The organism is Leucobacter tardus (genome assembly GCF_017583045.1).
Classification (GTDB): Bacteria; Actinomycetota; Actinomycetes; order Actinomycetales; family Microbacteriaceae; genus Leucobacter; species Leucobacter tardus.
Genome location: NZ_JAGFBF010000005.1, coordinates 411,429 through 431,043 on the forward strand (window position 1 = coordinate 411,429; position 19,615 = coordinate 431,043).

Below are 19,615 nucleotides of genomic sequence, written 5' to 3' on the forward strand. Positions count from 1 at the left end.
ACTCCAGACGGATGCGCCGGCCTCTCATGCGGAGCGGTTCCTAATACTGGTTTACTCCTCCGGCGGCATGAGGACGCTGTCGACCAGGTAGACGGTCGCATTCGCCGTCTGGACCCCGCCGCAAACGACGTTGGCGTCGTTCACCATCAGCTCGTCGCCCTCACCGGTGACCTCGACCATCTGGCCTTCAACGGTCTCGTGCTCACCCGCAATGTCAGCGGGCTCGATCTGGCCGGGGACAACGTGGTACGTGAGGATCTTGGTCAGCAGATCGCTGTCCGTCTTCAGCGTGTCGATCGTGCCCTCGTCGATCTTCGCGAATGCATCGTCCACGGGAGCGAAGACGGTGAACTCGTCACCGTTCAGGGTGTCGACCAGGTTCACATCGGGGTTGAGCTCGCCGCTCACCGCCGAGACCAGCGTGGTCAGCATCGGGTTGTTCGACGCGGCAACCGCGACCGGATCCTGCGCCATGCCCTGGATGGAGCCGTCACCATCCGGAACCTGCTCGGCGTACATCTCGCAGCCGGGGCCGACGAGGTTCGCCGCCGGATCCATTTCCTCCGTCTGGGTTTCCTGAGGAGCCGTCTCCTCCATTCCTTCATCCGAAGCGGAATCGCCACCGGTCGAGCAGCCGGCGAGGACAAGAGCCCCCGCGAAGGTCACTGCGAATGCGGCACCGAGCTTCTTCTTCTGTGCGAACATGATGTCCTCCTTGCCATCTGGAACCACCCGATCGGTGGTCTTCTGGAACCACCCTGATCGGTGGTCTGATGGGTCATTCGGAGAGGGGTGGGAACCGGATGGGAATTTCTTCAAAGTTTTTTTCGTCGCCTGTGACCAATCCGTTACGACGCTCTCTCCGAATGACCCTTTGACAGAGGGAGCACATCATGGACGCAGCGAGATCTCGGGAGAGCCGAGATCCTCTGAACTGCTGAAGGAGTCGGAGTCCAGTTCCGAGATGTTGGAGGTCACCTTGCCCCAGGGCGTCGAGGCCCACTCGTTCACCTTCGGGCACACGGGAGTCTCGCGGACGGCGTTTCGTATCGAGAAAATGAGGAGGTGATAGGGCATGCTAGTACATATGGTGATTGATGGCGTCGAGGTCTCCGAAGACGGGGACGGCCACGATCCGTTGACGGTGCTGCTCCTTGACTCGGCAGACGGCGATCAGCGGGCGTTCGCAGAGTTCTACGATCTTTTAGCGCCGCGCGTCTTCGGTCTGATCCTGCGCGTGCTCGTCGATCGGTCGCAGAGCGAAGAGGTGCTGCAGGAGGTCTTCTTCGAGATCTGGCAGACCTCGGGCACGTTCGATGCCGCCCGCGGCGGGGCGCGCACCTGGGTGCTCACCATGGCGCACCGCCGAGCAGTCGACCGCGTCCGGTCGGCGCAGGCGAGCACGACGCGCGATGAACGGATCGGTGTGCGGGATGCGCACAGCCATCCGGATGCTGTCGATGAGCTGGCGCAGGTCCGCATCGACGGCGGTCGTGCGACACGGGCTCTCTCCGAACTCCCCGAGGCGCAGCGGGAACCCCTGGTCCTCGCGTACTTCGGCGGGTACAGTCAGCGCGAGATCGCCGTGCTGGTCGATGCCCCGCTCGGGACGGTCAAGACCCGAATGCGAGATGGACTGACGAAACTGCGACGAGTCATGGAGGTGGAACGATGAATCAGCAGGAGTTTGCGGAGCTGTCAGCGGCGTATGCCGTCGATGCGCTGGAGACCGAGGACGAGTTGCGATTCGTCGAGTCCCTCGCTGCTCATCCCGAGTGGCGGTGGATCGTCGATGAGGATCGAGCGACCGCGACCGACCTTGCGGTATCTGTCGATCCGGTCGAACCTCCGGCGTCGGTGAAGTCCGTGCTCTTCGCCGCGATCACGGGATCCGCGGAGCAGCGCATTTCGTCGACCGCGCCGGACTCCGGTCCGGGTGACACGGTCACCGACGGCGCTCGGAGCGAGTCTGCCCCGGCCGATGACGCGCAGGATGACGCCGTGGACCCGAAGCGGGCCGCACGGAAACGGCGCGCGGGTGCTTTCGCGCTGGCGGCGTCGTTGATCGTGGTCGTCGGGATCGGCGTCGGCCCCTGGGTCGCCGACACCATCTCGCCGCCCTCGGCGGAGCAGCAAGCGCTTGAACGCGTTGAAGGCGCACCCGACGCCCAGTCGGCGACGGCCGAGCTCTCCGATGGAGGGACGGCGACGGCGCACTGGTCGGCCGATCTCGGAAGCGCGGTGCTCGAGGTCGACGGTCTTCCCGAGCTCTCCGACGCGGAGACATACGAGCTCTGGTACGTGCGCGGGGAGACGCCGGTCTCGGCCGGCACGTTCACCACCGGCGACGACAGCACTGTCGCCGTGCTCGGGGGTGACATGGCTGAGGGAGATCTGATCGCTGTCACGGTTGAACCGGCGGGAGGCTCCCCCACCGGAGCCCCGACGACCGATCCGCTCTTCGCGATCGCCACAGCCTGAACCAGGGGTTCGGGACCGTCGCGGTACGTTACAGTTCTCTCATGTCGAAACCCATGGGGCGACCGCGGACGAGCGGTGTCAAAACCGCTCTCATCGCGGCGGCTGAAGAGATTCTGCTCGAGTCCGGCTTTCACGCCCTTTCGATCAACGCGGTCGTCGTCCGTGCGAAGACCACGCGCCCGTCGTTCTACCGCAGGTACGAAGGCGGGATCGCCGAACTGCTCCTCGACATGCTCGAGCTGCGGTACAGTTCGAACCTGCACGTACCGGACGCGGGGTCCCTCGACGCCGACCTGCTCGCGATCCAGCGCGAGCAGGTCCGGATGTTCAGCGACCCGCTGCTGCAACGATGCCTGCCGGGATTCCTCGACGCACTGCGCACCGACGACGACCTCTGCCGACGCTTCGTCAACGACTTCTTCCAAGTGCGGCGGACCGCCATCACCGATGTCATCGGGCGAGCCGTGATGCGGGGCGAGATTCCGATCCCCCGCGACCTGGAGTGGATCTGCGATCTGCTCACCGCACCGCTCTCGGTACGAGCGACGTATCCGTCGCTGAACCCGATCACCGATGAGACCGCCATCGCGACGACACGAGTCGCGCTGGCCGAACTGCACTGGAGCGGCGCCGCGAACTTCGGTGCGCCCTGAGAGACTCGAACTCCCGACCCTCTCGGTGTAAACGAGATGCTCTAACCAACTGAGCTAAGGGCGCGTGACGCGGCTCGGCGCCGCAACCTGATCATCCTACGGGACGAGCGACAGCGGCACCGAATCGGCGCGTCAGCTCAGGTGCTGCAGCGCCTCGCGGTACGCACCGAGGTCGCGAGCCTCACCCGGCGCGGTCGCGAACGACGCGGCCACGGCGCCATCGCGGCCGATGAGCACCGTCGCACGCGTCGCGATGCCGGCCTCCTCGATGAACACTCCGTATTGCTCCGCCACCGCGCCGTGGGGCCAGAAGTCGGAGAGCAGCGAGAACTCGAAGCCCTCCTGATCGGCCCATGCCTTCAGCGTGAATACGGAATCGATCGAGATGCCGACGAGTCGCACCTGGGCGTCTTCAAACAGCGAGATATTGTCGCGCAGCTCGCAGAGCTCGCCCTGGCAGATGCCCGAGAATGCGAACGGAAAGAAGACGAGCGCCACGGGGCCGTCGGCGACGAGGTCGCTGAGCGTCAGCTCGGTGCCGTGCTGATCGGACAGCGTGAATTCGGGGGCCTGGGTACCGGGTGCGATGACCATGCTTCTCCTCTGTCTGGCGCGCGTCGCGCCGATCGAATCGTGCGGGGCCCACTGGACCCCTCACCACACTAGGACCTAGAACAGTGTGGGTGCGCCAGGCACATCGTCGACGCGCACTGGTACGGGAGGGTCGCTGCGGGCTCCGCGGGCGCGCGACGCGGCCGGTCGCTCAAGACCGTGCTTGCGCAGCAGCGGGCGGATCCGACCGGCGAGCGCGCTCCGGTACTCCCGGGGTGCCTGACTGACGATCCCCGGGTACATCGCGCGATACCGCGGGACGAGTCCGCGGTCGTACTGCTCCAGCCAATCGAAGAACCACGGTTTGACGTGGGTCCTGAGGTGGAGCGGTCCGTACACGACGGATCGCGCCCCCGCCGCGCTGATCTCACGAAGCAGGTGATCGAGTTGCTGCGGCGAGTCGGTGAGACCCGGCAGAACCGGCATGACGAAGACGTCGCACGGAAGCCCGGCGGCCGACGCCGCGGCGACGGTTTCGAGTCGCGCCCGCGTGGTCGGGGTGCCCGGCTCGATCACCTGCTGCAGCGGGTCCTCGCCGATGGCGATCGACATCGCCAGCGACACCGGTATGCGATCACTCGCCTCGGCGAGCTCCGGCAAGTCACGTCTCAGCAGTGTGCCCTTGGTGAGTATCGAGAACGGTGTGTGCGACATCGCGAGCGTCCGGATGATGCCGGGCATCAACCGGTACCGACCCTCCGCACGCTGGTAGGGGTCGGTGTTGGTGCCGAGAGCGACGAGCTTGCGGGACCAGCTGGGTCGGGACACCTCCCGACCCAGCACCTCGGCGACATTCGTCTTCACGACGATCTGCGAATCGAAGTCCCGTCCGGGACTCATCTCGAGGTACCGGTGGGATCCGCGGGCGAAGCAGTACACACACGCGTGCGAACACCCCCGGTACGGATTCACCGTCCATGCGAACGGCATCGACGATGATGCGGGAACTCGGTTCAGCGCGCTCTTGGCGAGGACCTCATGGAAGACCATCCCGGCGAACTCCGGCGTCCGGACGGAACGAAGATGCCCGGGCATGGCCGCGAGCGTACTCCGCTCCATCCCGGAAAGTACCGAGTTGTCTTCGTTCTCGCTGCGTACGCGCTGGCCGTCCCACCTCATCTCACCATTCGAACAAACATTCGAGTCCATGTCCACCCCGACACTCCGGAGCGACTGCGCCCGGGATCCGGTCGACGACGCAACCCCGTCGACCGGCTTCCGCCGAGCCCCTACGGTGGACGCGTCGGCGTCACCGCGGCGCCGCGGCACGAAGGGGGTCGAGCACATGCGCGTGGTCGTAGTGGGAGCAACGGGAAACATCGGCACGGCGGTACTCAGAGCGCTGCACGAGACCGATGAGGTGACCTCGGTCGTCGGAGTCGCCCGGAGGAGACCCGATTCCGGCGTCGTGCCGTACGCCGATGTGGCGTGGCACAGCATCGATATCGCTGCGGCAAGCACGGAACTCGATGCCCGCGCGGCGCTCGAGTCGGTCTTCACCGGGGCAGACGCGGTGATCCATCTCGCCTGGCTGATCCAGCCGAACACCGACCGCTCTCTGCTCAGGCGGGTGAACGTCGCTGGAACGGAGCGTGTCGCACGGGCAGCGGCCGCGGCGGGCGTACCCCGGCTCCTGGTGTCGTCGTCCGTCGGCGCCTACTCCGCGGATCCCGAGGGCGCGTTCCGCGACGAACAGTGGCCGACCGACGGCATCCGGACGTCCCACTACAGCGCAGATAAGGTGGCGCAGGAGCGCGTGCTCGACGCCGTGGAGACCGCGCACCCCGATATGCGCATCGTGCGGATGCGCCCAGCACTCGTCTTCCAGGGCACTGCGGCATCGGGGATCCAGCGCCTGTTCCTCGGGCCGTGGGCCGGCGCACTCCGCGCTGGGAAGCCACCGGTGCTTCCGCTCCCGAGCGACTTCCGCTCGGTTCAAGCGGTGCACGCGGACGACGTGGGGCGCGCTTTCGCCGCGGCCGCGACCCGCGACGTTGCGGGAGCGTTCAATCTCGCTGCGGATGACGTGCTCGGGCGGGAGGAGCTGGCGAAGATTCTGGATCACGGGCGGGTTGCCACGCTGCCGACCGCGTGGGTGCGAAGCGCGATGACGGTCGCCTATCGACTCAGGATTCTGGCCGCCGATCCGGGATGGCTCGATCTGGGGCTCAGCGCGCCGCTCATGGACACCCGTCGCGCGCGCGCCGAGCTCGATTGGGCGCCGCGCGTCACGGCCGCCGCGGCACTGTCCGAGCTCGTCGACGCCATTCGATCCGGGGAGGGCGGAGACTCCGCCCCGCTCATGCCCCGGCGCCCCCAGCAGCGTCACCTACCGGGTTCGAACGGCATGTTCACGAGCTCCGATCGTACACGCGACGCCGGGGACACCGCCCCAGGCGAGCGCAGCGCCAGGGATCAGCTCGCGGCGTCGATGATCGACGCCGGTCTCCTCGGTCTGTATCTCTCCGATCACCTCACGGGGGCAACCGCCGGGGCGGAGCGGGCCGAGCGGATGAGTGCCGACGCGATCGACACCCCCGTGTACGCGCGCCTCTCCGAAGCGGCACGCGAGATCCGTCTCGAGCGAGCGTTCGTGAAGCGCCTGATCTCCGAACTCGGCGTGCCGCGGCGCAGGCACCGACAGTTCGCAGGCTGGTTCGCCGAGCACCTGGGACGGCTGAAGGCGAACGGGGCGGTCGTCCGCCGCTCGCCGCTGACCCTCGTGCTCGAATCCGAGATCATGCGGAGCGCCGTCCTCGCGAAGCTCGGGATGTGGCGCGTGCTCCAGGAGCACGCGCCACATCTCGGGTGGGACCCGGAGGTGTTCGTCGACCTCGCCGGCCGCGCGGAAGCGCAAGCCGACATGTACAGCGAGGTCCACGAGTACGCCAGACGTCGCGCCTTCCGTTCGGACCGCGACGTCTTTCCGGAGTGACGCTCCGGTCGCGCAACCCCCTTGTCCGGGCGCCCGTCGCGCCGAGAGGGTGGAGGACCGAACACCGCAACACACCGAACCCCGAGGAGGAACTCAGTGCGCGCACTCACCTGGCAGGGCACCCGTAAGGTCAGCGTCGAAACCGTCCCCGATCCGGTACTGCAGCAACCCGACGACGCAATCGTGCAGATCACGTCGTCCGCCATTTGCGGCTCCGATCTGCATCTCTACGAGGTTCTCGGACCGTACATGGATGCGGGCGACATCGTCGGACACGAACCGATGGGGGTGGTCGTCGACGCCGGCCCAGAAGCGGGGGTGCGCGCCGGAGATCGCGTCGTCGTGCCCTTCAACGTCTCGTGCGGGCACTGCTGGATGTGCACGCGTGGACTGCAGTCCCAGTGCGAGACGACGCAGGTGCGCGAGTACGGATCCGGAGCCGCCCTCCTGGGATTCTCGAGACTCTACGGCTCCGTCCCCGGCGGTCAGGCGGAGTACCTCCGCGTCCCCCACGCGGGATACGGGCTCATCCCGGTCGGGTCCGACCTTCCGGACCACCGCTATCTCTTCCTCAGCGACATCCTGCCCACGGCTTGGCAGGGCGTGCAGTACGCGGGCACCCGGGCGGGAGACACGCTCGCCGTGTACGGACTCGGACCCGTGGGTCAGCTGTGCGCGCGCATCGGTGTGCACCTCGGCGCCCGGGTCTTCGGCATCGATCCCGAGCCCGAGCGCCGGGCGATGGCCGCGCGGCACGGGGTCGAAGTGTTCGATGCGGAAGACTCGACCGCGGACGCTATCCGAGACGTCACGGACGGACGCGGACCCGACGCCGTCGTCGACGCCGTCGGCATGGAGGCCCACGGCTCACCCGTGGGAAAGCTCGCTCACCGGGTCACGGCACTCATGCCCGACGCCGTCGGCCGCAAACTCATGGAGACGGGTGGCATCGACCGGCTCGCCGCGCTCCACTCCGCGATCGATCTGGTCCGCCGGGGCGGGACCCTCTCGCTGAGCGGGGTGTACGGCGGGCAGGCCAGTCCCATGCCCCTGCTCAGCCTGTTCGACAAGCAGGTGCAGATGCGCATGGGTCAGTGCAACGTCAAGTCCTGGATCTCCGATCTGCTGCCGCTGGTCGAGGACAGCCGGGACCCGCTCGGTCTCGACGACCTCGTCACCCACCGGCTGTCGCTCGAGGACGCGCCGACCGGCTACGAGATGTTCCAGGGCAAGACCGACGGGTGCATCAAGGTCGTCCTCGACCCGAGTCTCGCGGCGGGAAGCATCGGCCAGACGAACGCCTGAACCGACCGCTCGGTCCGCACCCGGCACGCGGTGCGGACCGAGCGATTTGTTCGCTAGTCTGGGACTGCTCGCGAACCCGCGGGCACCGACGTGCTGTCCGTCGACGGAACTACCCCCGCCGCAGCTCAGGCAGTACGGACCCATGTGAGGAGCAACGAACGTGGCTGTGAACACGCAGGATCCCTACGCACCGGATCACGACGACCAGGACCCTCAGGAGACTGCGGAGTGGCGCGAGTCGCTCGACGCCGTCGTCGAGGAGCGCGGACCGGGTCGGGGCCGCGAGATCATGACGAGCCTCCTCGCACGGTCGCGCGAGCTGCACCTCAGCGTGCCCCAGGTGCCGACCACGGACTACGTGAACACCATCGCCTCTGCGAACGAGCCCGACTTCCCGGGCAACGAAGAACTCGAGCGCAAGTACCGCAGCTGGATCCGTTGGAACGCCGCGATGACCGTGCACCGCGCGCAGCGCCCCGACATCGCCGTCGGCGGACACATCTCAAGCTATGCATCGGCCGCTTCACTGTACGAGATCGGCCTCAACCACTTCTTCCGCGGCAAGGACCACCCCGGCGGCGGCGATCAGATCTTCTTCCAGGGCCACGCCTCCCCCGGCATGTACGCCCGCGCGTTCCTGGAGGGCCGCCTCTCCGAGGACGATCTCGACGGCTTCCGACAGGAGAAGTCGCACGATGGCGGAGGGCTGCCGAGCTACCCCCACCCCCGTCTGCTGCCCGAGTTCTGGCAGTTCCCGACGGTCTCCATGGGCATCGGCCCGATCAACGCCATCTACCAGGCGCAGGCGAACAAGTACCTCACGAACCGCGGCATCAAGGACTGCTCGGACCAGCACGTGTGGGCGTTCCTCGGCGACGGCGAGATGGACGAGGTCGAGAGCCGCGGCCAGCTGCAGGTCGCGGCGAACGAGGGACTCGACAACCTCACCTTCGTGATCAACTGCAACCTGCAGCGTCTGGACGGACCGGTTCGCGGCAACGGCAAGATCATCCAGGAGCTCGAGAGCTACTTCCGCGGAGCCGGTTGGAACGTGATCAAGGTCGTGTGGGGTCGCGAGTGGGACGACCTGCTCGAGCGCGACCAGGACGGCGCGCTGCTGAACCTCATGAACACCACGCCGGACGGCGACTTCCAGACGTACAAGGCCGAGAGCGGCGCGTTCGTGCGCGAGCACTTTTTCGGTCGCGACGAGCGCGCGGCGAAACTCGTCGAGGACTACAGCGACGACGAGATCTGGGGTCTGCGCCGTGGGGGCCACGACTACCGGAAGGTGTACTCCGCGTTCAAGGCCGCCACCGAGCACAAGGGACGGCCGACGGTCATTCTCGCGAAGACGATCAAGGGCTACGGCCTCGGACCGCACTTCGAGGGCCGCAATGCGACCCACCAGATGAAGAAGATGACGCTCGAGGATCTGAAGCAGTTCCGCGATCAGATGCACATTCCGATCACGGATGAGCAGCTCGAGGAGAACCCCTACCTTCCCCCGTACTACCACCCGGGCGACGACGACGAGGCGATTCAGTACATCCACGAGCGCCGTCGCGAGCTCGGCGGCTATCTGCCCGAGCGCCGCTCGCGGCACACCGACCTCTCGGTGCCCGAGGACAAGAGCTACGCGATCGCGAAGAAGGGGTCGGGCCAGCAGGAGGCCGCGACCACCATGGTGTTCGTGCGACTGCTCAAGGACCTGATGCGCGACCAGAACTTCGGTTCGCGGTTCGTCCCGATCATTCCCGATGAGGCGCGCACCTTCGGCATGGATTCGTACTTCCCGACCTCCAAGATCTACAATCCGCACGGGCAGAACTACACGTCCGTCGATCGGGACCTGCTGCTCGCCTACAAGGAGAGCCCGCAGGGTGTGCTGCTGCACGTCGGCATCAATGAGGCGGGAGCGACGGCGGCGTTCACGGCGATCGGCACCACGTACTCGACCCAGGGCGAGCCGCTCATCCCGATCTACATCTTCTACTCGATGTTCGGGTTCCAGCGCACCGCCGACGCCATTTGGGCGGCGGGCGATCAGATGGCGCGCGGGTTCCTGATCGGGGCGACCGCTGGACGCACCACGCTCACGGGAGAGGGCCTGCAGCACGCAGACGGGCATTCGCTCGCGCTCGCGTCGACCAACCCCGCCGTGCTCGCGTATGACCCCGCGTACGGGTACGAGATCGGCCACATCATGCGCTCGGGCATCGAGCGCATGTACGGCGGCGAGCACGACGACCCGAACGTCATGTACTACCTCACGGTCTACAACGAGCCCATCCTTCAGCCGGCCGAGCCGGAAGATGTCGATGTCGATGGCATCGTGCGGGGTATGCACCTGGTGAGCGCAGCCGGCACGGGCACGCACCGGGCGCAGATTCTCGCATCGGGCGTCGCCGTGCCGTGGGCGCGCGAAGCGCAGCAGTTGCTCGCCGACGACTGGGACGTGGCGGCCGACGTCTGGAGTGTCACGAGCTGGGGCGAGCTGCGTCGCGATGGTGTCGAGGCCGAGCGTCACAACTTCCTTCACCCGGAGGAGACCGCGCGCACCCCGTACCTCGCCGAGCGACTCGCGGACGCCGATGGGCCCATCGTCGCCGTGAGCGACTGGTCCACGCAGGTCCCCGATCTCATTCGTCCCTACGTGCCCGGTGACTACACCGTACTGGGCGCAGACGGCTTCGGCTTCTCCGACACCCGTGCAGCTGCGCGTCGGTACTTCTCGATCGACCGCGAGTCGGTGGTCGTGCGCGTGCTGCAGCGGCTTGCGGCGCAGGGCGAGATCGACGCGGACGTACCGCGGAAGGCTGCAGAGAAATACCGTCTGCTCGACGTCAACGCCGGTTCCACCGGCGGCGCTGGCGGAGACGCGTAAGGCGGTCGCCGACGTCTATGGCCCAGGAGAAGGAGCAGGAGCTCAACTGGCTGCGGCTCATCTCGGGTGAGCTCGCCACGCAGACCGTGGCGCGACTCGAGGCGACGCTGCCCTGGTACAGCGATATGCCACCGGGGCGGCGTTCCGCGGTCGGTCTCGTCGCGCAGACCGGGATCAGCTCGTTCATCCAGTGGTATGAGGATCCGACCTCGACGCCGTGGATCGCTTCGGACGTCTTCAGCTCGGCTCCGCGCGAGCTGCTCCGATCGATCAGCCTCCAGGAGACGCTGCAGCTCATCCGGGTCGTGGTGTCCGTCGTCGAAGAGCGGGTCGCGACGCGCAGCGAGGACCTCCGCGAGGCGATCCTCCATTACTCGCGCGATGTCGCGTTCGCGGCGGCGGACGTCTACGCCCGAGCCGCAGAGGCACGGGGCCTCTGGGATGCCCGTCTCGAGGCCCTCGTGGTCGACTCGATCCTGACGGGCGAGTCCGACGACGAGCTGCCGAGCCGCATCGCCGCTCTCGGGTGGCACGGCCACGGCGAGTCCGCGGTGCTCGTCGGCACGTCGGAACGCGTCGTCGACGTCGATCAGCTGCGCCGAACCGCGCGACACGCCGGAGCCGACGTGCTGATCGGCCTCCAGGGCACCCGCCTGGTCCTGGTGCTCGGACGCATGGAGGTCGCGCAGCGCGAGACGAACGCATCGGCTCCGGAACCCCTCGACTTCCCGGAGATCGCGGCACGTCTCGCCGAGGGATTCTCGGACGGTCCGCTGGTGCTCGGGCCGACGGTCCCCAACCTCGTCTCGGCGTCGCGAAGTGCCCGCGCCGCGCTCGCCGGTGTCGCGGTGGCGCGGTCGTGGCGACGCGCGACGCGACCGGTGCTCGCGGACGACCTGCTGCCCGAACGCGCCCTCGCCGGAGACGGACTCGCCAGGCGCAGTCTGATCGAGCAGATCTACGAACCGCTCCAGGATCAGCCGCGCGAACTGCTCGAAACGCTGTGGTGCTACCTCGACAACGGTCGGTCGCTCGAAGCCACCGCACGTGAGCTCTTCGTGCACCCGAACACCGTCAGGTACCGCTTGAAGAAGGTCACCGACCTGATCGGCTGGAACGCGACGGGAGCGCGTGAAGCATTGATTCTGCAGGCTGCGCTCATCGTCGGTTCCATCGCGGAGCACGGCGTGAAACGCGGTCCGCAGCGCGCGAAGCCCTGATCGATTTCACGATTCCTCCAACGATCGATCGAATTTGTGGTGCCCCATATGCAGGGATTCCGGACTCGATCTGAGAAACTGGAAGACGTGATTGTCATCGCCTGCCCTGGACAGGGCTCACAGACTCCCGGATTCTTGCAGCCGTGGCTCGAGGACTCGGCGTCGCGCACGTTCCTCGGCGAAGCGTCCGAGCGGATCGGTATCGACCTCATCGCGCACGGTACCGAGAGCGACGCCGACACGATCCGCGACACCTCGGTGGCGCAGCCCCTCATCGTCGCGGCGAGCCTGTTGGCGTGGCGCGCACTCGGCGCCCGCACTGGACTCGAGAGCGTCGGCGTGGCCGGCCACTCCGTCGGCGAGTTCGCCGCCGCCGCCGCAGCCGGAGTGCTCGACGAGAGCGATGCGCTCGCGCTGGTCGGTACGCGTGGTCGCGCGATGGCCGAGGCGGCCGCGCTCACTGAGACCGGCATGGCCGCGGTCGTCGGAGGCACCGAGAACGACGTGCTCGAGCAGATCGCGGCAAACGGGTTGACCGCTGCGAACCGCAACGGCGGCGGACAGATCGTCGCCGCGGGCGATCTTCCCGGGCTCGAAGCGCTCGGCGAGAACGCGCCCCGGGGTGCGCGCGTGATCCCCCTCCAGGTCGCGGGCGCCTTCCACACCGAGTACATGGCGTCGGCCGTCCCCGTGCTCGCCGAGGCGGCGCAATCGGTGCAGATTTCTACCCCGATACGTCGTCTCTGGACGAACGCGGACGGTTCGCTCGTCGACGACGGCGCGCGGTACCTCGAGCTGCTCGTCTCGCAGATCGCGAACCCGGTGCGCTGGGACGCCTGCATGGCGAGCTTCCAGGCGAACGGCATCACCGGCCTCATCGAACTCACCCCGGCGGGCGCGCTGACGGGCATCGCGAAGCGCGGACTGCGCGGTGTGCCGACCGTTGCGGTGAAGACTCCTGAAGATCTGGACGCGGCGGTCGCCATGATCGCCGACGCCTCGACCTCCTCGGAACAGTAAGGAACCGAACTATGCCCACGCTCGTTCAGCCCACCGGCCCGGCGCACACCCGCATACTCTCGGTCGGTGCGGCCAGAGGCGATCTCAACGTGCCGAACGACGACCTCGTCGGACCGATCGACTCCTCGGATGAGTGGATCCGTCAGCGTACCGGGATCGTCCAGCGGCGACGGGCCAGTGCCGGGATCGGTGCCGTCGATCTCGCCGTCGAGGCCGGCGCTGAAGCGATCACCCGCAGCGGACTCGATCTCGCCGAGATCGATGGCGTGATCATCTCGACGATCTCCAATACCGTCGCCACGCCCTCCATGGCATCGCTCGCGGCGCATCGCCTCGGGCTCACCCCTGCCGCGGCGTTCGACATCTCCGCTGCGTGCGCCGGATACGTCTACGGCGTCGGCCAGGCGGACGCGCTCGTGCGCGCCGGTGTCTGCCGCAACGTCCTCGTCATCGGTTCGGAGAAGATGAGCGACATGGTCGATCCGACCGACCGGAGCATCTCCTTCCTGCTGGGCGACGGCGCAGGAGCCGTCGTCGTCGGCCCGAGCGATCATGCCGGGATCGGTCCGACCCTGTGGGGTTCGGACGGCGAGAAGTGGGACACCATTCGCATGACCCATACGTTCCGTGAGGTTCGTGACTCGCCGGCGGATGTCGCCTGGCCGACGCTGCGTCAGGACGGGCAGACCGTCTTCCGCTGGGCGGTCTGGGAGATGGCGAAGGTCGCGCGGCAGACGCTCGAAGCGTCCGGCATCCGACCCGACGAGTTGGCCGCTTTCATTCCTCACCAGGCGAACATGCGCATCATCGACGAGTTCGCGAAGCAGCTGAAGCTGCCCGAGACCGTCGCGATCGCGCGGGACATCGAACTGCAGGGCAACACGTCCGCGGCATCGATCCCCCTGGCGATGCACCGGTTGCTCGCCGAGGACCCGTCCCTGTCGGGCGGACTCGCGCTGCAGATCGGCTTCGGCGCCGGTCTCGTCTACGGCGCCCAGGTCGTCGAGCTGCCCTAGCTATGGCATGATCGTTTGAGATTTCATTGACCCGAACCACAACACAAGGAGAATCACACATGGCATACAGCAACGAAGAGGTCCTCGCGGGTCTCGCGGAGCTCATCAACGACGAGACCGGGATCGCGACCGACGTCGTCGCCCTCGACAAGTCCTTCACGGATGACCTCGACATCGACTCGATCTCGATGATGACGATCGTCGTCAACGCCGAAGAGAAGTTCGACGTCAAGATCCCCGACGAAGAGGTCAAGAACCTGAAGACCGTCGGCGACGCCGTGGACTTCATCCAGAAGGCCCAGGCGTAAGGCGCACGCCTCATCGCGGTGGGAGGGCCGTGCGCCCTCCCACCCACCCCCACAGACTGTGACCCCCTCGGACACCCCTTCGGAGCAGCAATGAGTCATCAGAAGATCGTCGTCACCGGCATCGGTGCCACCTCCCCTCTGGGCGGCACGGCACGTGAGAGCTGGGACGCCCTCCTCGCCGGAGAGTCCGGGATCCGCTCGCTCGAGCACGACTGGGTCTCGCAGTACGAGATCCCGGTCACCTTCGCCGGTGAGGCGAAGGTCGCAGCCACCGAGGTCCTGGCGCGACCGACGGCGAAGCGTCTCGATCCTTCGAGCCAGTTCGCCCTCGTCGCGGCCATGGAGGCCGTGGCCGACGCCGGCGATCTGAACGTCGAGCCCGAACGGCTCGGCGTCGACTGGGCGACCGGCATCGGCGGCGTCTGGTCGCTGCTCAACGCCTGGGACACCCTCCGTGAGCGCGGCGCGCGACGCGTCATGCCGCTCACCGTCCCGATGCTCATGCCGAATGCCCCATCGGCCGCGGTCTCCATGCACTTCGAGGCTCGCGCCTTCGCGCGGACCGTCGCCTCGGCCTGCGCGTCGAGCACCGAGTCCCTGAGCAACGCCTACGAGCACCTGCAGAGCGGGCTCGCCGACGTCGTCATCGCCGGAGGTTCCGAGGCGGCGATTCATCCCATCACGCTCGCCGCGTTCAACTCGATGCAGGCGCTGTCGCGCCGCAACGACGACCCGGCCACCGCGTCGCGTCCCTACACCACGAGCCGCGACGGTTTCGTCATGGCCGAGGGCGCCGCCGCACTCGTCCTCGAGACCGAGGAGCGGGCCTTGGCCCGCGGCGCGCGCATCTACGCGGAACTGGCCGGTGGCGGCGTGACCGCCGACTCGTACCACATCACCGCGAACGACCCCGAGGGCCGCGGTGCGAGCCGCGCCGTCGAGCTCGCGCTCGCGCAGGCCGGTGCGACACCGGATGATGTGACCCACATCAACGCGCACGCGACGTCGACGCCCGTCGGAGACATCGCCGAGTACACGGCTTTGCGGACCGTACTGGGCGATCGGGTCAATGACATCCCCGTCTCGGCCACGAAGGCCTCGACCGGCCACCTGCTCGGCGGCACCGGAGCACTCGAAGCCATCTTCACCGTGCTCGCCATCGCCGAGCGCACCGCTCCCCCCACCATCAATCTCGTGGACCGCGACCCGGAGATCCCGCTCACCGTCTCTGGCGAGCGGCAGGCGCTCTCGGATGGACCGCAGCTGGCGATCTCGAACTCGTTCGGGTTCGGCGGGCACAACGCCGTCGCCGCCTTCCGCTCGGTCTGACTCCGCTCGACGAACCGCGTGGACGGCAGGCCTGCCGTCCACACGGTTCGCATGCGCGGTCGGTATAGTTGAGACGCCCAACGCCCGCACGCAGCCCCGAGGACCGCATGTCGAACGCCCCCCGCGCATCGCAGAAGTCGCGAGACACGCTCGAGTACCTGCGCGAGCGGATCACGAGCGGCGCGTGGCCGCTGAACGCGCCGATTCCGAAAGAGCCCGAGCTCATGGAGATGATCGGCGTCGGCAAGTCGACGGTGCGCGAGGCGGTGCGGACGCTGGCGAACCTGGGAATGCTGGAAGCGATCCCAGGGAGCGGCACGTTCGTTCGCGCGCGGACCCCGGTGACCTCGATCCTCACCCAGTTCCTCGCCGACCACGACCTCGAAGAAGTGCTCGTCTACCGACGCTCCCTCGAGATCGAGGCGGCGCAGCACGCCGCGGTGCATCGCACTGAGGATCATCTGTCGCGGCTCCGGGCGGCACTCGCGCGCGGGGAGGACGCCGATCGCATCGCCTCCGAGGGATGCCAGGCCAGTACCGAGACCGATGCGTTCCATCACATCATCGTGGAGGCGAGCGGGAGCACCCTGCTGCTCGACCTCTACATGGGGGTGATGACGGTGCTGCAGAACGCGAACCGCACCGGTCAGGTGATCCTCGGCACCACGGCGGCGACGATGCAGTTCGATCATCGCGCGGTCTACGAGGCGATCGCCGCGCGCGACGTGCGCGATGCCGCGCACTCGATGGCCCTGCATGTCGACCGCGATCTCGGTCTCGCCACCGACATGCTCGACTTCGCACCGCAGACGGAGCGAGCGACGTCGCTCATCGACGCCGGCTACGACCCGCAGCCCCGATAGGACGTGCCCATGCGCCCCCTCCGCATGTTCTCCGCGGTGAGTCGAGTCTTCCACACCTCGATGCAGGAGAGCCCGCAGACCGAAGTGCTGCAGGTCGTCAATGAGCGCACCATCATTCGCGTCCTCGACCTCTCGATGCGCATCGGCGATTCGATGCTCGTCGCCGGGGCGTCGGCGCACGAGGTCACCGTCGCCGTCTCCCGGGTCGCGCGGGCGTACGGCCTCGGTGTCGTGCACGTCAACGTCACCTACACGTCGATCACGGTGTCCCATCATCGCTCCGAGGACGAGTGGCCCACGACGCTCATGCGCGTCATCAAATCCGGAATCCCCGATCACTTGAAGCTGCAGCGTCTGCAGGCACTGCTCGTCGACATCGAGGGCGGCATGCCGCTGGACGAGGCGCGCATCACGTACCGGGCGATCCGCCGCACGCCGTTTCTGTACCGTTCCGCGATCGTGCTGCTCTCGCGGGCGGTGCTCGCGACCGGCGTCGCGGTGATGTTCGGGGCATCGGTCACGATCATGGCGCTGACGTTCTTCGCCGCACTGTGCGCGTCGCTCGTGCAGGCGGCGATGTCGCGGAGCCGCGTGCCGATCTTCTTCACCCAGATCGCCGGGGGGTTCGCCGTGACCGCCGTCGCAGTGCTCGTGAGCGCGCTCGGGGCGGCGGGCATCGCCCCCTTCACCGGCGTGCGGGCGTCGATCATCGTGTCCGCAGGCATCATGCTCATGCTCGCGGGCATGGCGGTCGTGGGAGCCGCTCAGGACGCCATCGACGGATTCGCGCTGACCGCGACCGGGCGGATCCTCGACCTGACGATGCAGACGCTCGGGGTCGTGCTCGGCATCCTGTTCGGATTGGAGGTCGGACGGGTGCTCGGGTACCCGATGCCGCTGCCGTCGGAGCCGCTGCAGTTCGCCACGGTCGGATCGGTGCTCGTCGGCGCCGTCATCGCCTCGGTCTCGGTCGCGGTGTACAACGGCGCCGGACTGCGCACGCTCATCGCCTCGGGGCTCCTCAGCTGCATCGGCATCGGCGGTTTCCTCATCGCGACCTCGCTCAACCTCGGCGACGCCGTCGCGAGCGGTATCGGAGCGTTCTGCGCGAGCTTCGTCGGCGCTCTCGTCGCGCATCGCCTGCACGTCCCATCGGTCGCGGTGACGACGGCGGCCATCATTCCCCTCGTCCCCGGAGCGGCGGTGTTCCGCGGCCTCCTCGCCGTCGTGCACTCCGACGGGTCCACCGATGGCATGCTCATCGCGGGCGGGTCGCTCATCGCGGCGATGACGATCGGACTCGCCCTCGCCACCGGGGCCTCCCTCGGCCTCACGCTCGGCACACCGGTGCGCACGTCGCTCGCTTCGGTCACCCGGTCGCGACCCGGTGTCCGGAAGCGCTGACGCGCTCCCCCGCAGTCGAGATGCCGTCGCGGTGCGCAACGCGCGGCCTCTCGCCCCGCTCCGCTAAACTGGAACGGTTGTGCGGGGCGTTAGCTCAGCCGGTTAGAGCAGCGGACTCATAATCCGTCGGTCGCGGGTTCAAGTCCCGCACGCCCTACTGCCCGTGCGTGTGCTCCGTTGTTTCGCGCGCCTCCACAGCGCTGCCCGAACCTGCGGCGCGCCGCAAGGGTGTGTTCGCGTCCAGACCGGTACGCCACAATGGAGGGCGAGGCGCGGCACACCCGTCCGCGCCCTGACCCACGACGGAGGCATTGCGGATGAGCACTCGGAAAGACGCGAAGAAGGCACTGAAGAAGGCTCGGAAGCGGGCCGAGCAGGCTGCGGATCTGAACCCGATCCGCACGCTGGGCGATTTCGGCATCCGCAGCAACCACGCGTTCGCTGCCGGCCTGGTCGCACTGGCGTTCGCGGGACTCGGATGGCTCTTCTCGAAGAACCGCAGCGAGAGCGGCACCCAGCGGACGGCGTGCGCGGCAGCCCCGACGCTCTTCGCCTTGGGCCTCGCGCTGCAGAACGAAGAGCGCTGAGCCGACACCCCACGCGCGCGCACCGTCCGGGCCGGTGCGGGATCCCTACCGGGGAACCTGCACCGGCCCGGTCGGGTCGGTGTGGGTCTTGCCGACCTGCGGGTGGAACCGGGCGAGCCCGAGCACGCCGATCACGGCGACCACGGCAGACAGCCCCCACAGCGCGACCGCCCACCACGCGGCATCCGCGGCCTCGTTCAGCACGACGATGCCGATGAGGACCGCGACCAGCGGGTCGATGACGGTCAGCCCCGCCACGACAAGGTCGGGCGGTCCGGAGGAGTAGGCGTTCTGCACGAACACCATGCCGAGCAGGGCTCCGATGAGCAGTGCGGCGACGCAGAGCCAGGTGAGCCACTCGAACTCCCCCTGCTGCAGTCGCCCGATCACCGACTTCGCGAACGTGACCACGAAGCCGTAGAGCACACCAGCGCCGACGATGTAGAAGAGGGCGACCCGACGGTGCCGCACCGCGAGGAACATCACCACCGCGGCCACGAGCACGACCGAGAACGCGATGAGAATGGTGACGAGTTTCACGTCCGTCACCTCCCGGTTCGTGGCACTGAACGCGGCGATGGTCACGAAGGCGACGATGCCGACGACGCACATCGCGAGCGAGACGCGGGCACGTTGGCCGATGTCGACGCGCGACATCCGCGCGTTGATGGTCGCCGTGATCACCAGCGCCACGACGCCGATCGGTTGCACCACGATCAACGGAGCGAACGAGAGCGATCCGATCTGGAAGACCACCGCGAGCCCGAGCAACAGGGTGCCCATTACCCACGACGGGCGCTTCAGCAGGCTCAGCACGTGCCGGATCGACAGGCCGGATCCGGCGCTCTGCCCCGTGATGCGTTCGACCTTGTTCAATCCGCGCGACTGGAACTGGGCACCGAACGCCAAGAGGACCGCTCCGATGAGCGCCATCGGAATCCCGATGGCCATCGAGGTCACCCCTTGCAGCTCGGTCTCGGCGAGGAGGATCATCG

The 19,615-nt window shown here is 67.7% G+C and carries 18 protein-coding genes and 2 tRNA genes; 15 read left to right on the plus strand and 5 right to left on the minus strand.

Annotated features, from left to right (window positions below; translation table 11 throughout):
* Positions 1-51: 51 nt before the first annotated feature.
* Entirely contained in the window at positions 52-705 is a 654-nt protein-coding gene (locus tag J4H85_RS08930) for a fasciclin domain-containing protein (RefSeq protein ID WP_208238839.1), read from the minus strand.
* Between the two features lie 382 nt (positions 706-1,087).
* On the opposite strand from J4H85_RS08930, the gene sigK reads away from it, so the two are divergent.
* From sigK to J4H85_RS08945, 3 genes are read left to right on the plus strand one after another with little or no spacing between them, the layout of a single operon-like run.
* Complete coding sequence (sigK, locus tag J4H85_RS08935; protein ID WP_243893598.1) at positions 1,088-1,675, plus strand: ECF RNA polymerase sigma factor SigK; 588 nt, start codon at positions 1,088-1,090, stop codon at positions 1,673-1,675.
* Complete coding sequence (locus tag J4H85_RS08940) at positions 1,672-2,481, plus strand: anti-sigma factor (protein ID WP_208238843.1); 810 nt, start codon at positions 1,672-1,674, stop codon at positions 2,479-2,481. The genes sigK and J4H85_RS08940 overlap by 4 nt, the downstream gene beginning before the upstream one ends.
* A 41-nt stretch (positions 2,482-2,522) precedes the next feature.
* On the plus strand, positions 2,523-3,134 hold the full coding sequence (locus J4H85_RS08945) for a TetR/AcrR family transcriptional regulator (RefSeq protein ID WP_208238845.1): 612 nt from the start codon (positions 2,523-2,525) through the stop codon (positions 3,132-3,134).
* Here the strand turns inward: J4H85_RS08945 and J4H85_RS08950 are convergent.
* From J4H85_RS08950 to J4H85_RS08960, 3 genes are all read right to left on the minus strand, one after another.
* A tRNA-Val gene (locus J4H85_RS08950) sits at positions 3,125-3,198 on the minus strand. The genes J4H85_RS08945 and J4H85_RS08950 overlap by 10 nt on opposite strands.
* Before the next feature lie 68 nt (positions 3,199-3,266).
* Complete coding sequence (locus tag J4H85_RS08955; RefSeq protein ID WP_208238847.1) at positions 3,267-3,728, minus strand: peroxiredoxin; 462 nt, start codon at positions 3,726-3,728, stop codon at positions 3,267-3,269.
* A 75-nt stretch (positions 3,729-3,803) separates the two neighbouring features.
* Positions 3,804-4,865 carry an Rv2578c family radical SAM protein gene (locus J4H85_RS08960; protein WP_208238849.1) on the minus strand — a complete coding sequence of 354 codons (1,062 nt, stop codon included), beginning with the start codon at positions 4,863-4,865 and terminating at the stop codon, positions 3,804-3,806.
* A 28-nt stretch (positions 4,866-4,893) separates the two neighbouring features.
* Here J4H85_RS08960 and J4H85_RS08965 point away from each other — a divergent pair, with 28 nt between their 5' ends.
* The 12 genes from J4H85_RS08965 to J4H85_RS09020 all read left to right on the plus strand — a co-directional run bounded on the left by J4H85_RS08965 (position 4,894) and on the right by J4H85_RS09020 (position 18,620).
* Entirely contained in the window at positions 4,894-6,681 is a 1,788-nt protein-coding gene (locus J4H85_RS08965; RefSeq protein ID WP_243893599.1) for an NAD-dependent epimerase/dehydratase family protein, read from the plus strand.
* Between the two features lie 96 nt (positions 6,682-6,777).
* Complete coding sequence (locus J4H85_RS08970) at positions 6,778-7,986, plus strand: alcohol dehydrogenase catalytic domain-containing protein (RefSeq protein WP_208238851.1); 1,209 nt, start codon at positions 6,778-6,780, stop codon at positions 7,984-7,986.
* Positions 7,987-8,146: 160 nt separating this feature from the next.
* The gene (gene aceE / locus J4H85_RS08975) at positions 8,147-10,873 is read left to right on the plus strand and encodes a pyruvate dehydrogenase (acetyl-transferring), homodimeric type (RefSeq protein ID WP_208238853.1); all 2,727 of its coding nucleotides are present in this window, start codon (positions 8,147-8,149) and stop codon (positions 10,871-10,873) included.
* A gap of 17 nt (positions 10,874-10,890) precedes the next feature.
* Positions 10,891-12,093 (plus strand): PucR family transcriptional regulator, encoded by a 1,203-nt coding sequence (locus J4H85_RS08980; protein ID WP_208238855.1) that lies wholly within the window; start codon positions 10,891-10,893, stop codon positions 12,091-12,093.
* A gap of 87 nt (positions 12,094-12,180) precedes the next feature.
* Entirely contained in the window at positions 12,181-13,113 is a 933-nt protein-coding gene (locus tag J4H85_RS08985; protein WP_208238857.1) for an ACP S-malonyltransferase, read from the plus strand.
* An 11-nt stretch (positions 13,114-13,124) separates the two neighbouring features.
* Positions 13,125-14,129 (plus strand): beta-ketoacyl-ACP synthase III, encoded by a 1,005-nt coding sequence (locus J4H85_RS08990; protein ID WP_208238859.1) that lies wholly within the window; start codon positions 13,125-13,127, stop codon positions 14,127-14,129.
* Between the two features lie 59 nt (positions 14,130-14,188).
* Positions 14,189-14,437: an acyl carrier protein gene (locus tag J4H85_RS08995; RefSeq protein ID WP_208238861.1), complete on the plus strand. Its 249-nt coding sequence runs from the start codon at positions 14,189-14,191 to the stop codon at positions 14,435-14,437.
* 90 nt (positions 14,438-14,527) lie between these two features.
* Entirely contained in the window at positions 14,528-15,766 is a 1,239-nt protein-coding gene (locus tag J4H85_RS09000) for a beta-ketoacyl-[acyl-carrier-protein] synthase family protein (RefSeq protein ID WP_208238863.1), read from the plus strand.
* A 107-nt stretch (positions 15,767-15,873) separates the two neighbouring features.
* On the plus strand, positions 15,874-16,629 hold the full coding sequence (locus tag J4H85_RS09005; RefSeq protein WP_208238864.1) for a FadR/GntR family transcriptional regulator: 756 nt from the start codon (positions 15,874-15,876) through the stop codon (positions 16,627-16,629).
* A gap of 9 nt (positions 16,630-16,638) precedes the next feature.
* Complete coding sequence (locus J4H85_RS09010; RefSeq protein ID WP_208238866.1) at positions 16,639-18,033, plus strand: threonine/serine exporter family protein; 1,395 nt, start codon at positions 16,639-16,641, stop codon at positions 18,031-18,033.
* Positions 18,034-18,116: 83 nt separating this feature from the next.
* A tRNA-Ile gene (locus J4H85_RS09015) sits at positions 18,117-18,190 on the plus strand.
* A gap of 160 nt (positions 18,191-18,350) precedes the next feature.
* Positions 18,351-18,620, plus strand: a complete 270-nt coding sequence (locus J4H85_RS09020) for a hypothetical protein (RefSeq protein WP_208238868.1) — start codon at positions 18,351-18,353, stop codon at positions 18,618-18,620.
* A 45-nt stretch (positions 18,621-18,665) separates the two neighbouring features.
* Here J4H85_RS09020 and J4H85_RS09025 read toward each other — a convergent pair whose 3' ends face one another.
* Complete coding sequence (locus J4H85_RS09025) at positions 18,666-19,613, minus strand: DMT family transporter (RefSeq protein WP_208238870.1); 948 nt, start codon at positions 19,611-19,613, stop codon at positions 18,666-18,668.
* Positions 19,614-19,615 lie beyond the last annotated feature (2 nt).